Annotated in this window: 13 protein-coding genes; 4 read left to right on the forward strand and 9 right to left on the reverse strand. The window is 56.3% G+C overall.

All coding sequences use genetic code 11. The annotated features are described in order from the left end of the window. Window position 1 precedes the first annotated feature (1 nt). A complete protein-coding gene (locus DX909_RS23540) occupies window positions 2-1108 on the forward strand; it encodes a glycerate kinase (RefSeq protein ID WP_128547687.1) in 1107 nt (368 codons plus the stop codon). A 42-nt stretch (window positions 1109-1150) separates the two neighbouring features. Continuing rightward, window positions 1151-2959 (forward strand): excinuclease ABC subunit UvrC, encoded by a 1809-nt coding sequence (gene uvrC / locus DX909_RS23545; RefSeq protein ID WP_128547688.1) that lies wholly within the window; start codon window positions 1151-1153, stop codon window positions 2957-2959. Window positions 2960-3031: 72 nt separating this feature from the next. Here uvrC and porN read toward each other — a convergent pair whose 3' ends face one another. The 8 genes from porN to sucD all read right to left on the reverse strand — a co-directional run bounded on the left by porN (window position 3032) and on the right by sucD (window position 12259). Then, window positions 3032-4099: a type IX secretion system ring subunit PorN/GldN gene (porN, locus tag DX909_RS23550; RefSeq protein ID WP_128547689.1), complete on the reverse strand. Its 1068-nt coding sequence runs from the start codon at window positions 4097-4099 to the stop codon at window positions 3032-3034. Window positions 4100-4160: 61 nt separating this feature from the next. Continuing rightward, window positions 4161-5756: a type IX secretion system motor protein PorM/GldM gene (porM, locus tag DX909_RS23555; protein WP_128547690.1), complete on the reverse strand. Its 1596-nt coding sequence runs from the start codon at window positions 5754-5756 to the stop codon at window positions 4161-4163. A 120-nt stretch (window positions 5757-5876) separates the two neighbouring features. Then, window positions 5877-6707, reverse strand: coding sequence for a type IX secretion system motor protein PorL/GldL (porL, locus tag DX909_RS23560; RefSeq protein ID WP_128547691.1), 831 nt, complete (start codon window positions 6705-6707; stop codon window positions 5877-5879). A gap of 49 nt (window positions 6708-6756) precedes the next feature. Then, a complete protein-coding gene (porK, locus tag DX909_RS23565; RefSeq protein WP_374755875.1) occupies window positions 6757-7806 on the reverse strand; it encodes a T9SS ring complex lipoprotein PorK/GldK in 1050 nt (349 codons plus the stop codon). Window positions 7807-8110: 304 nt separating this feature from the next. Beyond that, a complete protein-coding gene (locus tag DX909_RS23570) occupies window positions 8111-9088 on the reverse strand; it encodes a PorP/SprF family type IX secretion system membrane protein (protein ID WP_128547693.1) in 978 nt (325 codons plus the stop codon). A 201-nt stretch (window positions 9089-9289) separates the two neighbouring features. Continuing rightward, window positions 9290-10075 carry a uroporphyrinogen-III synthase gene (locus DX909_RS23575; protein WP_128547694.1) on the reverse strand — a complete coding sequence of 262 codons (786 nt, stop codon included), beginning with the start codon at window positions 10073-10075 and terminating at the stop codon, window positions 9290-9292. A 43-nt stretch (window positions 10076-10118) separates the two neighbouring features. Then, window positions 10119-11330, reverse strand: a complete 1212-nt coding sequence (locus DX909_RS23580) for a DUF4271 domain-containing protein (protein WP_128547695.1) — start codon at window positions 11328-11330, stop codon at window positions 10119-10121. Window positions 11331-11380: 50 nt separating this feature from the next. After that, window positions 11381-12259 (reverse strand): succinate--CoA ligase subunit alpha, encoded by an 879-nt coding sequence (gene sucD, locus DX909_RS23585; protein WP_128547696.1) that lies wholly within the window; start codon window positions 12257-12259, stop codon window positions 11381-11383. 184 nt (window positions 12260-12443) lie between these two features. Here sucD and DX909_RS23590 point away from each other — a divergent pair, with 184 nt between their 5' ends. Together DX909_RS23590 and DX909_RS23595 are read left to right on the forward strand one after the other, a co-directional pair. Then, window positions 12444-13037: a DUF6962 family protein gene (locus DX909_RS23590; RefSeq protein ID WP_128547697.1), complete on the forward strand. Its 594-nt coding sequence runs from the start codon at window positions 12444-12446 to the stop codon at window positions 13035-13037. Window positions 13038-13090: 53 nt separating this feature from the next. Next, window positions 13091-14956: a DNA polymerase III subunit gamma/tau gene (locus tag DX909_RS23595; protein WP_128547698.1), complete on the forward strand. Its 1866-nt coding sequence runs from the start codon at window positions 13091-13093 to the stop codon at window positions 14954-14956. Here DX909_RS23595 and DX909_RS23600 read toward each other — a convergent pair. Then, window positions 14953-15942, reverse strand: coding sequence for a phosphotriesterase family protein (locus DX909_RS23600; protein ID WP_128547699.1), 990 nt, complete (start codon window positions 15940-15942; stop codon window positions 14953-14955). The genes DX909_RS23595 and DX909_RS23600 overlap by 4 nt on opposite strands. Window positions 15943-15952: the final 10 nt, after the last annotated feature.

Consider the following 15952-nt stretch of genomic DNA (forward strand, 5'->3'; position numbering starts at 1 on the left):
CATGAAGGTTCTTCTGGCTCCGGATAAGTTCAAAGGCTCTCTGACCGCCCGGCAGGTCTGCGATGCCATGAGCGAAGGCATCCGGCTGGCCATTCCGGACGCGGAGATCATCGCCCTGCCGATGGCCGACGGGGGTGAGGGAACGGCCGAGGTGCTGACCCAGGCCACCGGCGGGCAGTGGATCAGGGTTCAGGTTCAGGACCCGCTCGGCAGGCCGGTAGAAGCCGACTACGGACTTTCCAACCGCACAGCCTTCATCGAAATGTCTCAGGCTTCCGGCCTGCGGCTCCTGCAAAGGGCCGAACTCGATCCGCTGAACACCCATACGTTCGGAACGGGCCAGTTGATCCGGGATGCCATGCTACGGGGTGCGAACCATATCGTCCTGGGAATCGGCGGAAGTGCTACCAACGATGCCGGAACCGGTATGGCCGCGGCCCTCGGCTGGCGGTTCCTGAACTCCGGGGGCGAAGAAATCGCCCCGAATGGCGGCAATCTTCATCAGATCCGGACCATCCTCCCCCCGGCCGAACCGCTGGCCGCAACCGTCGAGGTGGCCTGCGACGTCACTAATCCCCTGTACGGACCGGACGGAGCGGCCTTCATTTACGGCCCGCAGAAAGGGGCCGGGCCGAAAGAAGTCGAACACCTCGACCGGGGCCTCCGCCATTTCGCCGACATCATCCTTCGGCAGTTCGGCGTCGATCTGGCTCACCGGCCGGGAGCCGGTGCCGCGGGGGGGCTGGGTGCCGGTGCCCTGTTTTTCCTGCATGCTACCCTAAAGGAAGGCGTCCGGCTGGTCATGGAACAGACCGGCTTTTCAGCCCGTCTGACGGGGGTCGATCTGGTCCTGACGGGCGAAGGCAAAATCGACCGGCAGACGCTTCAGGGAAAGCTCATCAAGGGCGTCGCCCTGAACGCCAGCGAGGCAGGCATACCGGCCGTAGCCCTTTGCGGGACGCTGGAGGCCGAACCCGATGAAATAACCGCCCTGGGGCTTCGGGCGGCCTTCTCCGTTCTGAACCGCCCCCAGACGCTCGACGAAGCCCTTTCTTCGGCTTACGAGGCTGTGCGCCGGACAACTTTTAACGTCATCCGGTTGTTATAGAAACACCGGTTTTCCGGACAATGTATTCCTTCCCAATGTTTTATGGCCGAGTTTGACTATAAAAGTGAGTTAGCCAAAATACCGCACGAACCGGGCGTTTACCGGTATTTCGATGCCGGCGGAGAAGTGATCTACGTGGGTAAGGCCAAAGACCTGAAAAACCGTGTCAGCAGCTATTTCGTCAAGTCGAACCAGCACGACCGCAAAACCCAGCGGCTGGTCAGCCAGATCCGGAAAATCGAGTTCACCATCGTCAATACCGAATTCGATGCGCTGCTCCTCGAAAACCAGTTGATTAAGCGTTTTCAGCCGCGTTACAATATTCTTCTGCGCGACGACAAAACCTATCCGTTCATCTGCGTTACGAACGAGCATTTTCCGAGGGTGATCACTACCCGGCGGATCGACCGCAAGCTGGGCACCTTTTATGGCCCCTATGCCACGCTCAGGCCTATGTATACCCTGCTGGATCTGTTCAGCCAGCTGTTCACGATTCGGACCTGCAACCTGAATCTGGCTCCTGAAAACATTGGTGCCAAAAAATACAAGGTCTGCCTGGAATATCACATCGGCAACTGCAAAGGCCCCTGCGAAGGGCTGATCGACGAACCCGCCTATCTAAAGGACATTGATCAGGTGCATTCGATCCTGAAAGGGAATCTGGCGCCGGCGCAGGCTTATTTTAAGGAAAGAATGCTGGAATCGGCCAATACACTCGCCTTTGAGCAGGCGCAGTACTACAAGGAGAAACTGGACGTTCTGCAAAACTTTCAGAGCAAATCGACGGTCGTCAACCCGAAAATCGCCGATGCCGACGTGTTCACCATTGCTTCGGACGAGTCCTGTGCCTACATCAATTTCATGAAGGTCGTCAACGGCACCATCACCCAGACGAATACCATCGAAATCAAGAAGAAACTGGATGAGACGGATGCCGATCTGCTGGCGATGATCATTGTCGAGTTCCGGAACCAGTACGGCAGTGAAGCGAAAGAAATTATTACCAATATCCCGCTGGATGTAGACCTGAAGGCGGAAATTACGGTACCGCAGATCGGCGACAAGAAGAAACTGCTCGACATGTCGATGAAGAACGTCCTGTACTTCCGCCGGGAACGGGCCGAACGTCAGGCCGCCGAGTCGACGGCCAGCGCCAGCAAGAAAGACCGGGTGCTGATCCGGCTCAAGCAGGACCTCCAGCTGAAAGCGCTGCCTCGCCGGATCGAGTGTTTCGATAACTCCAATATCCAGGGCACCAACCCGGTTTCGGCGATGGTGTGCTTCATCGACGGCAAATCGTCTCCGAAGGATTACCGTCATTTCTCCATTAAAACCGTCGTCGGTCCGAACGACTTCGCGTCCATGCATGAGGTGGTGACGCGCCGGTATTCCCGGGTTCTCGACGAGCAGACCGGCCTTCCGGACCTGATTGTCATCGACGGGGGGAAAGGGCAACTGAGCGCGGCCTGCGACGCGCTGAAGGCGCTCGATCTGTATGGGAAGGTGCCGATCATCGGTATCGCCAAACGGCTGGAGGAGATCTACTTCCCGGAAGACAGTCTGCCGCTGTATATCGATAAAAAATCAGAATCCCTGAAGCTGATCCAGCGCATTCGTGATGAAGCGCACCGGTTTGCCATTACCTACCACCGCGACAAGCGGAGCCGGAACAGCCTGATTAGTGAGCTGGAGAACATCGAAGGCATCGGCAAAAAGACGGCGGCCAAGCTGCTGAAGTATTTCAAGGGCGTCAAAAAGATCAAGGAAGCGCCCATCGAGGATGTAGCTACCGTCGTCGGCAGTGATAAGGCGCAGAAAATCAAACAGTACTTCGAAACGATCGAGCAATAGGGCCCGGCAATACTAAAAAAGCAAAACCCGCTGAAAGACCTTCAGCGGGTTTTTATGTTTATCATCCCTGGATTAATATTCCCAGAGACCGTGTTCGGCTTCCATCAGTTCCTGCTCCGTCTGATACGATTTCATCAGACCTTCGCGCTCGCTGCCGTACAGACCGATCAGATCGCGGTCTTTCGGGTTGGAGACTTTATAGATTCTTCCGTAGAACAACCGCAGGTCGAAGGCGTCGGCCAGGTTTTTATGCTGCGCCTGGTTCTGGGCGTTGTACCAGATAAATTTCTTCGGGTCGCTGCGGAACAGCTTATCCAGATCTTTATACTTAAAGTAAGCCACCGGAACTTCCAGACCGGACGGGTTCTTGTCGGCCGGGATCACGATGCCTACGGTCTGAATGTCGTAGTACAGCCGTGAACGTTTGCGGTCGAACACCCAGTCTTCCTTGATGTCGAGTACGCTGAATTCGTCGGCAAGACGCTCGTTCCCATTGAAAGGCGAGGTCGTGGCTGCCACCGCCGTCGTATCTACCTTAGGCGGTTCGGGAGCCGGGGTCGTTTTGGCCCCTTTCTTACCTTTCGCATTTTTGGCGGTTGCGGTTTTCTTCTTCGGAGCCGGGGTTCCCCAGCCGTCGTCGGCCGGTTGTGCCTTGGCGGCATTTTTCGGTGCCGGAGCGCCCCAGCCGTCGTCGGCCGGTTTCTTGGCAGCCGCTTTTTTGTCTTTCGGCGCATCGCCCCAGCCGTCGGTAGCCGTCTTGGTTTCGTCACCGAAACCGGCCGCTTTTTCTTCGGCCGTCAGGGTAGTTCCCTGCTCGGGCGGAGCCAGCTTTTCGGCAAATTTTTCGATGGCCATCGGCGTGTTTACCGAATCATTCGGATAGGCGGTCAGAACGCCGGCTTTCACCGCATCAAGCAGATATTTGGTAATCTGATTGTTTTTCGAAAACATGGCCTGGTTCTGCTTCTCGTTCAGATCGACCCGACGCCACAATGTTTTCTTCATCATGATGTCGTTCTCATTGATCTCGCGAACCGACAGCGGATTGGCCTTGCTGTTCTCCTTTTCCTGCGCCTGAGCCGCCCCACCTGCCATTGCTGCCAGTATAGCAGCCAAAGCTACGCTTCCCACCTGTTTCATGACCTTGTGCTTTTGCGTTTTTCTCTTCACAATAACGAATTGCGATTACCTATTGATACGATTAATACAACGGTATCGTAAAATATTTTTGGGTCACGGGCACATCGCTCACTTCACCCCGGAAGTTCTGACGCTGAACGCCGTCTACTTCGATGACATACCGCATACCCGGCTGCGCTTCGGAAACCAGCGAACCGATGTTTCCACCGTTCGGTCCCAGCGTAACCGGACCGGCAATCCGGCGGCTACCCTGTGCCAGCGATACCGTAAATCCGGAAACCCGGAACTTGGCGTCCTCCGGCATGAAGTTCTTGAAGCTTTCATCCGGAATGGCCCGAACCTGAACATTCCGAACACTGGAGATCGGCATACCGCGACGTTCGTCGATTTCGGCTCCACCGGCAAAAACCTTCAGGGTCGGACGCGGCACCCGGTTAACCCGGAAGTTCTCCGTACCCAGAACACTGCCTGCGTTGCTTACGTTCAGGCTGACGCTGGCCGAACTGGGGACGATGGTGATTTTACCGCGCTCACCGCTGGTAAGGACAGCGGCCCCGTTCGCCGAGAACGAAGGATTCCAGAGGGCACCCAGCTGCGGGCTCTGAATGCTCAGCTTGTTCGCACAGCCGAGGTACAGGGGCGGCAGGGTAGCCGTTTCAATTTCGTAAGACGGTTTAGCCACAAAATACTCTTGGCTGAAACGAACCGTCGTGTCGCGGCCGCTGGGCGTTTTGAAGCTGATGGCGCCGGTCAGCGCCCGTTTGGCCAGACCGTTCTTGTCATAAGCTCCACCCTGCGCCGTAAACTCGATGACCCCGCGACCACCGTCGACCCGCACCGGAGCGCCGTTCAGGCTCATCCGGGGCGTGATTCCGCTGGAGGAAGCGGCCAGGAACATTTCACCTTTAAATTTCGTACCGGCAACCACCACTTTCGACTCCATGCTGAGCATCGCCAGAATCTTGTCGAACTTGATGTCCTGCGCACCGACCTTACTGGCCAGATTATCGAGCACTTCTCCTTCCATCCGTCGAATCTCCGACTGCTTCTGGCTTAGAACCGCCAGAGCGGCCGGCACCGGGGTTTGCTCGAAGTTCAGTTCGGCGAAGTCCTTGTTCTGCTGTTCCTTCGAACGGCTGGCAATCGGATCGTCTTTCGCGTCGACGGCCAGCGGGGTATATTTGGCGGTGGAATACCTGGAAAGCTGCTCGACATACCGGTTCATTTTCTGCTGCAGATCGTAGGCTTTTCCGTTTTTCTTGCCTCCGATCATCAGAATGCCGACTTTGTCTTCTTCACTGGGATTTTTGATATTTCCCTGCTCATCCACGCCACCGCCGGCTTCATTGATCAGCTGCTGCTTTACGGCATCGAGTTCCGTGATAATGGAAGACGTCAGGGTACGAACTTCTTCCGCCTGCTTTACGACGGCGAGGTCGGCGGCCCGGTTTCCTGATTTTTCAACGGTAGTCTTAATGGATTCGAAGGTTGCCTGGTTAATGCGGTTCGCCGAACCAGTAGAGGTTTCAAGGCTACTGTTCAGCAGGATAAATTTCTCCAGCAAGGCCGAGCTGACTTGTAAAGCCAGCATTGCGGTCAATACCAGATACATCATCCCGATCATTTTCTGACGGGGTGTCTCTTTTGCGCCTGCCATTATTGTATGGTAATGTAACTTGGAATGGTACTATGTTAGGTCTGGTGTTTAACGTTTAAGGTTAACGCTCCGGATCGAACGTTGACCCCGGGTTAACCTTAAACCGAAACGAATATCGTCTTATTTACCGTTACCGTTGCCCCGCATGGCGGTCAGCATGCTGCCATAGATATTGTTCAGCGAAGCGAGGTTGGTGGTCAGCTTGGACATCTCGTTTTTGAACTGCTGGGTATCCCGGCTGGCTTCCGTCATGTTTTCCATGGCGCTGGTCAGGTTGGCATAGAAAGCGTTCATGGCTTTCAGGTGCTTATTGGTATCCTGCAGCTCGAGTTCATAAACGGCGTTCAGGGCCCCCATGCTCTGGGTAATCTTCTGAAACTGGGTGCGATATTCCTTCGCATCCTGCGTGGCGTCGGCCATTGCGTTCATGGAAGTGACGGCCACCCCGTAGGATTTGTTCATCTCATTGATGGCACCGGCCGCCTGGCGGACGTTCTGCGTATATTCGTTGGTTGCGATGGTAGCGTCTGAAACGTCGCGCATTTTCCCGACCGTATCGGTGAAGCTGCGCAGGCCGGTTCCGAGCCGCTCAAAAATATCGGGCGTTACTTTAGCATCGGCCAGCATCTTGTCCATGTTGGCCGTCAGACCGTTGCTCTGCAATGCCGGACGGCGCTGCGGCAGTTCGCCTTCATAGTCGTCGGCCAGTTCGGGATACACCCGGCTCCAGTCCGGTTCGCGCTGGGCGGGCTGGGCAAACGTCTGCAATGCGTACAGGGCGAAGATGACGGCTTCTACGGTCAGACCGATGGTCAGCATCTGTCCTCCTCCTTCCCAGTGTTGAATCTTAAAAAGTGCACCCAAAACGACGACCGCTGCTCCTGCACTATAGGCAGTCGGAAGAACCTTATCAAAGAAAAAGTTTGAACCGTTACCGTTCTTTTTTGCCATGATCAATTCAAATAATTAATAAAAAGGTAGTATGTATTAAGTGTAGGAATTACCGGCCGGCAGTCACACGAGCGCCTTTGGAAGCCGTCCGACCCATCAGGTTGTCCATCACACAGCGGAAACCGATATACGAACGTTTTTCATTTTCGAGTTCATAATACCGGGTACCGGTTTCAAGGTAGTACGAGATATCTTTCCACGAACCGCCACGAACGACTTTCCGGGGTTCGTCGGCATTCTGGTTGTCGGGGTTCATATCCCAGACGATGGCGGATGCGTTTTCGGCATAGGCGTCGCGGGTCCATTCGGCTGCGTTACCGGCCATGTTGTAGAGACCGTATTCGTTGGGATTGTAGGCGTTGGCCGGAGCCGTATACGGGTAGCCGTCGGCATCATAGTTCCCGCGCTGCGGCTTGAAGTTCGCCAGGTAGCAGCCCTTGCCGTTGGCAACGTACGGGCCACCCCAGGGATACTTGGCCGAGTTGCGGCCACCGCGGGCGGCCCATTCCCATTCCGCTTCGGACGGCAACCGGAAACGGGGCGATACGAACTGCCCTTCCTTGGTCCGATAGTCGTTGTAGAGGTTGGTTCTCCAGTTACAGAAGTACTGCGCAGCCACCCAGCTTACGCCCACGACCGGGTATGTATCGAAGGCAGGGTGCGAATAGTAATACTCCAGCATCGGGTCGCCGTTATGGTAGGTGAAATCCCGCTTCCAGACCGTCGTATCAGGGTAGTATTTGGTCATGATTTCCTCTTCGCCCAGCACCGAGACCGAGTCGGTCAGGAGGGCATTGACGAACTGACGGTACTCATGATTGGTGATTTCGGTATCGTCCATGTAGAAGGAACTGATCGTCACCCGGCGGTTCATATTCACCTGGGTGGCCGCCAGATCCTCGTCGGCCTGCCCCATCATGAACGAGCCCGACGGAACCAGCACCATGCCGAACGGTGTGGTTTGTTTCCACCCCTTCCGGCCGGCAGCGGTGACTTCCCCGTTGGTTACGCCCACGTCCTGGCCCTTATCCTTTCCTCCGCCAAACTTCGATTTGATAAACCCGCAACCCTGCATCAGCAGAATCGTTGCCACTACCATCACCCCTCGGGCTGCGTTGCCGGTAAACCACTTGTTACTCATAGTTGTAGGGTACGTTAAAATCTGTTTCTCGTGCAAACCAGTCTTAGAACGAAAATTAAGCCTATTATTGTATACGTGTAAACGAATTGCCAAAACATGCCCGGTTTTACAAAAAGTACAAACTGATAGCCAATCAGTTATAACACAAAGCACGACAGACTTTCAAAATTATCATTTTGCCTCCAAACAGCCTAACAATAATTACGCCAATTTGTTGGTTTTGAGCCGCCGGCAGAAAGTCTTACCTCCGGCGGTTACATCATCAGTACCGGAAACGGGGAGACCGGACGATCGGCTTGCGACCGGAGCGCGGCTCGGGCAGCGAATACGAGAGCAAAACCTCGTGAGAGGTAGGGCTTTTCGCCGTTCGGTTGCTTACGACCAGATCGATCGAATACCCGAAACGAAGCGCATTGTTTCGCAGCAGACTGATCCCCAGCGTTGCGTTTACGGCGTCCCGCTGCCGGAAGCCGATGCCGGCCCAGTACCGCTTGTCGTACATGGCCAGCACATTCACTTCAAACGACGAACCGTCGAGGTTGAAATTCGTCGGATTGAATTTATACAGTACCGAGGGCATGAAGTCCAGGGCGTAATTCCATTCGTAACGGTAACCGGCCGTCAGGTAAGCGGTTCGGTAGAGCGGGTTGAGCGCCTGCTCGGAACCCAGCTTGAAACCCGGCTGGGTGAGGTGCTTCATACTGGCTCCGACGTAGTAACTGGCGGCATTGTAATACACCCCCGCGCTGAAATCCGGCTGGGCCTGATTGAACCGGCCGGCCTGAATCAAAGGATCTTCCGGGTCGTTGGGCCGAAACCGGTCGTAATTGATGGACCGGTTGTGGAGGCCTCCCTCCGCACCGATCGACAGGGTTCCTTTTTTCAGCTGCAACCGAAAGGCGTAGGCCACCTGGACTGCCTGAAACGACTGCGGTCCGAAGGTTTCGTTGAGGGCATACAGCCCCACCCCGCTCCGGATGCTGTTCAGGGGCATATTGAAGGAAAAAAGCTGAGTGCTGGGGGCACCGCCGTCGTCGAACGTTCCCTGATAACCCATGTACTGCGTCCGGTGAACCAGCTGAAACCGCGACACGCCTTCGGAACCGGCGGCTGCGGGGTTGTAATACACCGGATTAAACATGTACATACTGAACTGGGGATCAATGTCCTGTGCCTGAACATTCCGATCCGCCAGAATACCGGCTACAACCAGCAAAGCAACGTAAAACTTACGATTCATAAAAAGTCAGGGCATTCTTTCTTCAGGTTAATTCAGCGGGTCCTTTCCGGGCCGACCGGCCGGGCAGGCTTCTGATTCAAATGTGGCTTCGCCGGTGCCTAAGCGTTGTGGCATATTACCTATTAAACGGAGATTTCGCAAAATTATTGGTATAAAAAAGAGGCTGAACGGTGGGTTCAGCCTCTTTGTAACTTCGGTTTCTTAAAGATTGTTGGCTTTTTTGATATACAGTTCCAGCGCCCCGGCCATCGAGGGCGCATTGGGCAGGGGAGCCTCGATATCGAGAATAAACCCGGCTTCGGTCACGGCCCGGGCGGTCGTCGGTCCGAAAGCGGCCATCCGGATGCCGTTCTGCTTGAAATCCGGGAAGTTATGCAGCAGGGAGTTGACGCCCGACGGGCTGAAAAAGGCGATGATGTCGAAAGAGGTAACGTCCAGGCCGGAGAGGTCGGAAGGAACCGTTTCATACATGACTGCTTCGGACAGGTGCAGGCCGCTGGTGTCCATGAAATCCGGAATGTCGTTGCCGCGGATATTGGAACAGGGGAAGAGAAATTTCTCGCTCTTGTGTTTGCGGATCAGGTCGAACAGGTCGGCTGCGGTTTTGTTGCCCGTAAAGATTTTCCGCTTCCGGATCACGATGTATTTCTGGAGGTAATTGGCCGTCTGTTCGGTAACGCAGAAATACTTCATGTCGGCCGGCATTTCCAGCTTGGCTTCCTGACAGATCCGGAAGAAGTGATCGACGGCATTCCGGCTGGTGAAGATGATGGCCGTGTGATCGAGAATATTGATCTTTTGTTTCCGGAAGTCTTTATATGAAACGCCCTGAATCTCAATGAAGGGCCGGAACTCGATTTTCAGGCTGTACTTACCCGCAAAATCAAAATACGGCGAGTTGTTGTCGGCAGGTCGGGCTTGAGTCACTAAGATGCTTGCAACTTTCGTCAGCCGTTCCTGGTCATACTTAGCGGTAATCTCACTCATCGAATGTACCTCACGTTTGGTGTTTAAAACAATGTGCCGCAGGCTACAGAGCAAACCGTATCCCGATGATCAGCGGTATGAGTTCAACGATACAAAGGTAGGAAAATAAATACAGATTTTTGATAGCGGCCCGGTTTGCAATCACCGCGTAAAGCAGCGCCAGACGCCCTACGTAGAAACCCACCAGCGGGATCAGCAGCCAGGTGCTTTGCCAGGCACCCGTAATGGCCGCATTGGCCGCAATCGTCGCCACCCCGACGGCCCCGGCCGAAAAGAAGAGCAGCGACGACTGAATGACCTTGAAGAAGTGCAGGTTTACGATCTCCTCCAGTTTGTACAGCCCTCCGATGGCAAGCAGAAACACGTACTTCGACAGCAACATCAGAAAGGCCAGACCGCTGAGTTCAAAAAAGGTGGTGATCAGGTCGCCGAAGCCCTGCCCCTTCAGAAAAAGGGCCCGGGACGAAAAAATGTCGATGTTCTTACTTTGGATGAACAGGTACAGGTAGGCGATGATAAAGCTCAGGTTCAGCACGAAGAGCAGGTTCACCCGGCTGACCGGACGATTGATCATAAACAGCTCGTCGCGGGTGTTGACCGACAGTAGATCGGTGAGGCTGAAAAACCGCAGAAAGGCCCGGTGATGGAAATTGAACAGGAAAGCGTTTACGGCCACAATGAACAGCAGCACCAGCGTGAAGAAATCCGGATAAACCGACAGCCGGCGAGGGAGAATCGTCAACGGGGAGCTGGTGGTGACCACGGCCTTCTGGGCCGCCGTTTTCCGGTGGCCGACGTACACCATCTTATCCTCCACCCCCGGACTCCCATAGAGCGTGATGAAGAGTTCCGGCTTGCGGTAGACACGGTAGAGGCTGTCGAGGTTAATGACCTGCCAGGTGTCGGCGGGCAGCTTCCGGCGCAGAGCCGCGTCGATGAACAGATACCCGTCCTGCCGCGTCGAGATCAGCAGGCTGTAGCGCCGGTTGCTCTCGACGTCCAGAAAGAAGCTGACCGAAGTAACCGACTCGTGCAGTTCGTCGATGTAGGGAATGTAGGTTTTATAGGCCGCATCATAGACCATCCAGTCGTTGCGGAAGTCGTGGACCGGGAAGAATTGCTGGTCGGGACCGATGCCCTGGGCGGAACTTCGGACCGCCGGCAGGGTCAGGGCCAGAAGCAGGCTGAAAAGGGCGGGGACGCGCAAAACGGCTGAAAGGCTGAAGGGCTGCGTGTTCGATGGAAACAATTTCATGGTCACGACAGCCTTCCGGCCTTTCAGCCTTATCATTCTAATCAATTCGTTCAGTTTCTACCCAATGCCTTCAGCATCGTCTCACCGATCAGTGCCGGCGACTCGACCACGTGAATCCCGCATTCGGCCATGATCCGCATCTTGGCGGCCGCCGTGTCGTCGGCGCCCCCGATGATGGCGCCCGCATGGCCCATCCGGCGGCCTTTCGGGGCCGTCTGGCCGGCAATGAAACCGACGACGGGCTTGCGGTTACCGTCGGCCTTCACCCAGCGGGCGGCCTCGGCTTCCATGCCCCCGCCGATCTCACCGATCATGACGATGGCTTCGGTTTCGGGGTCGTTCATCAGCAGTTCGACGGCCTCTTTGGTGGTCGTCCCGATGATCGGGTCCCCGCCGATACCGATGGCGGTAGTCTGTCCAAGGCCCACTTTAGACAGCTGATCGACGGCTTCGTAGGTCAGCGTACCGGACTTGGAAACGATGCCGATGGTTCCCTTTTTGAAGATGAAACCGGGCATGATCCCGACCTTGCATTCTTCGGCGGTCATGACCCCTGGGCAGTTGGGACCGATCAGCCGGACGTCCTTTCCGGAAATATATTCTTTCGCAACCATCATGTCCTTGGTCGGGATGCCTTCGGTGATGCAGATAATCACTTTGATCCCGGCGTCGGCAGCTTCCATAATCGCATCAGAGGCAAAAGCGGGCGGCACGAAAATGATCGAAACGTCGGCACCGGCCTGTTCGACAGCCTCTTTCACCGTATTGAATACCGGCCGGTCGAGGTGGGACTGACCGCCTTTTCCCGGGGTAACACCGCCCACGACATTCGTGCCGTACTCAATCATTTGCTGGGCGTGGAAGGTACCCTCCGACCCCGTGAAGCCCTGTACGATGACTTTGGAATTCTTGTTTACTAATACGCTCATGATGATTGTAAAGCTGTGCTGCTATGCGTTTGAAAGAATATTCGTTTGGACCGGCGCAAAAGTAGAGCGAAATGGCTAAAGAACAAAATAGGCCCATTCCTGACGCTCCGGCCGAGGGGTCGGCCGGGTGGTTTGAAACCGGCGTTTATCTTGCCTTTTCCTCCGAAAAATTGTTATTTCCAGTATGAATGTATCAAATATGGTGTCGGATGCCGTGCTTGCCTTCACGGGTGTCTGGGTGTTTTGGCGGTATTTTCAGGGCCTGAGTTGGTATAATCGCTTGCTGTGGGGGTTTTTCCTTCTGACAATCTCGGTGACGGCGCTGGTGGGGGTGCTGAAGTTTGCGGGTATCGAAGCCGTCCGGCCCCTGCACCGTTCCCTCGAAATCCTGGCCGGTACGCTGGGGGTGGTCTGTGTGGTGGTGGGCGTCTGGGGCCTGGTCATGCGCCAGAAGATTTCACGTACCGGTTTCATGGTCACGGTCGCTCTGGGGCTGGCCCTGTTCGTGATCCTGCTCAATCCCCGGATCACGGCCTTCGATACGGTAGTATCTTCGCTGGCGATGGTCGTCATTCTCCTGATCGCTTTCCTCGGCGTTCTGCGCCGGGACCCCCGTTCCTCCTGGATCGTCTTTGCCGTCATGATTCTTGCGCTGGCCACCCGGCTGGTCAAACTGGAGAACCTGCCCATCCATCCCATTGATTTCTACCATTATACCCTTTCCCTATCGCTTCTCTGCTTCGGCAAGGCGGCCGAAAGCGTGGGGCAGCGGGCGTAGGCGAATGCGTTTTTCCGCACCGGCGTTCCAACTTTTTTGGCTAACTTGCAGACATGGAGAACTTCGTCGTCTCGGCCCGGAAATACCGTCCGGCAACCTTTGATACGGTCGTCGGGCAAGCCCATATCACCACCACCCTCAAGAACGCCATTCGGACTAATCATCTGGCGCAGGCCTTCCTTTTCTGCGGTCCCCGCGGAGTCGGAAAGACAACCTGTGCCCGGATTCTGGCCAAGACCATCAACTGCCGGAACCTGAGCCCGGAGGTAGAGCCGTGCAACGAGTGCGAATCCTGCGTCAGCTTCAATCAGAACTCCTCCTTCAATATCCACGAGCTGGATGCGGCCTCCAACAACTCCGTCGAAGACATTCGGAATCTGATCGATCAGGTGCGGTATCCGCCCCAGTCGGGAAAATACAAGATCTATATCATCGACGAGGTTCACATGCTGTCCCAGGCGGCTTTCAACGCCTTCCTGAAGACGCTGGAAGAGCCTCCCTCCTACGCCATCTTTATTCTGGCGACCACCGAAAAACATAAGATCCTGCCGACGATCCTGTCGCGCTGCCAGATTTTCGACTTCAACCGGATACAGCCGCGCGACATCGCCGACCACCTCGCCGGCATCGCCCGCAAAGAGAACATCCGGAGCGAATACGAAGCCCTCGAACTGATTGCCCAGAAGGCCGACGGCGGTCTGCGCGATGCCCTCTCGATGTTCGACCTGAACGTGACGTTCTCGACCGACCGCGCCGTTCGGTACCGGGAAGTTCTTGAAAATCTACATATTCTCGACTACGACTACTATTTCCGCCTGACCGACCTGCTGCTGGAAGGCAACCTGCCCCAGAGTCTGCTGCTGTTCGATGAAGTCCTCCGGAAGGGATTCGACGGGCATCAGTTCATCGTCGGGCTGTGCGAACATTTCCGGAACCTGATGGTCTGCAAGGATGCGGCCACGGTGCAGCTTCTTCAGGTGACCGAAACCGTCCAGCAAAAATACCTTCAGCAGGCCGCCGGAGCGCCCCTGAGCTTTCTGCTTTCGGCCCTGAGCGTCGGCAGCCAGTGCGACCTCAATTACAAGGCCGCCAAGAGCCAGCGGCTCCATGTCGAGGTCTGCCTGATGAAGCTCGCCCACCTGGCGAACGTCCTGGACCTTTCCGCCCTCCCCGTACCCCTGAACGGCCGGACGCAGAGCGAACCGGTCGAAAAAAAAAACGGCAGCTTAGTTCATAGCGACCCCGCCGGAGAACCGCGCCCGCCGTCCGCCCCGGCTCCTCAGCCGCCGGTGGAAAACCGACCCCCGCTGACTGCCGAGCCGGATCCCGTGTACGAGCCGGCCCAGCCCGAGCCGGTCGGTTCCAACGGAAGCGGGGCCGCCGTGGCGGTAAAAACCGCTCCGCCGGTCCGGACGATTCCGGAAATTCCCAAGCCGGTGAGTACCAAACTGCGTACCACGGCCAATCTGACCGATCTGGCCAAACCGGTTCCGGTCCGGAAAGCGAACGCCGAGGTGGATGTGGCGGAAGCGCCGGTAAACATCAAAGAAGACAAGGCTTTCATTTTCGAGCAGTTGCAGGCTTCGTGGCAGACCTTCACCCGGCTTCGTGAACAGCAGGGCGGCTCCAGCACCGAACAGATCATGCTTAACCGGGAGATCCATCTCGACGGAACCACCATTCATATTACCCTCGATAACTCCCTCCAGGTTGACCTCCTGAACGACCTGCGGCAGGACCTGCTCACCTACCTCCGCCGGCAGCTTCAGAACAGCCAGATTCAGTTGCAGCACAAAGTAGCGGCTCAGGAAAATCGCCGGATGATCTATACCCCCCAGGACAAATTCAACTATCTGGCCGAGAAAAACCCGGCCCTGCTCGAACTCCGGAAAACGCTGGGGCTGGACGTCGATTATTAGGAAAGAGCGAGAACCGTGGCGGGATTGGTTTCGAGGATCTGTTTCCAGTCGGCTTTGGTAAACCCACGCCCGTTAAGTTCGGGCATCAGCTTTTTGAACAATACCGTATAATCCCGGCCGACCGGCCCCCCGTCTGGTTGAGCAGGGTCATACCAGCCGGCATCATGGGAGAGCAGGGTCCGGTGCAGCAGCCGGTTTTCCTTCATCAGCAGCAGCGTCTCCGCATACTGAGCCACGTTCTTTTCGTCCAACCCGTCCAGACTGACCCAGGCTCCCTCCCGCACCGCCCGGGCGTAATGCACCATGTTCTGCCCCTGCGCGTGTACCCAGACGAAAGCATCCGGTTTCACCCCCTCCCGCTTCAGGACCTCGATCTGCTCGAAAGCCGGCACGTAGGGGCCGGTATGGGAGTAGATCGTCAGGCCGGTTTGCTTGTGCGCCCGGGCGGCCGCCGTGACGATTTTCCGGTGCAGGTCCGACAGGGGGCCGGGATTCACGCTGATCTTCATGAAACCGGGGCGGATGCCCGTACCGTCGATGCCCCCTTCAGCCTCGGCCACCCACCGGTTGGCCAGCTGATCGGCGGTTTCGGTAAAGGCGTGGCGGGGGAGGTATTTGTTGTCCGAAGCTCCGTAATAACCCGTATTGGTCAGAATCCGAATTCCGGACTGTTCCGACAAGTCCTTCAGTAACAGCGGGTCGCGGCCCAGATAAGCCGGCGTGCATTCGACCAGCGTCCGGACGCCCGACCGGTGCAGTGTTTCCAGATAGGGCAGCATTCTGGTTATTACCTTCGCCCGGTCCCACCGGTCGCGGGTGATCCGGTCGGCGCCGATGAAGTCCACCAGAAGGTGTTCGTGAATGAGGGTCAGACCCAGGTCCGACGGACGTACCGGCCCGGTGACGGTCTGTACGGTTTTCCGGGGCTTCAGAGAGGGTAACATTCCGGCGGCCAGGGCCGACCGGAGAAACGTACGACGCTGCATGGCAGAGCGG

Origin of the sequence: Larkinella soli, from assembly GCF_003703975.1 — a bacterium.
Lineage (GTDB): Bacteria > Bacteroidota > Bacteroidia > Cytophagales > Spirosomataceae > Larkinella > Larkinella soli.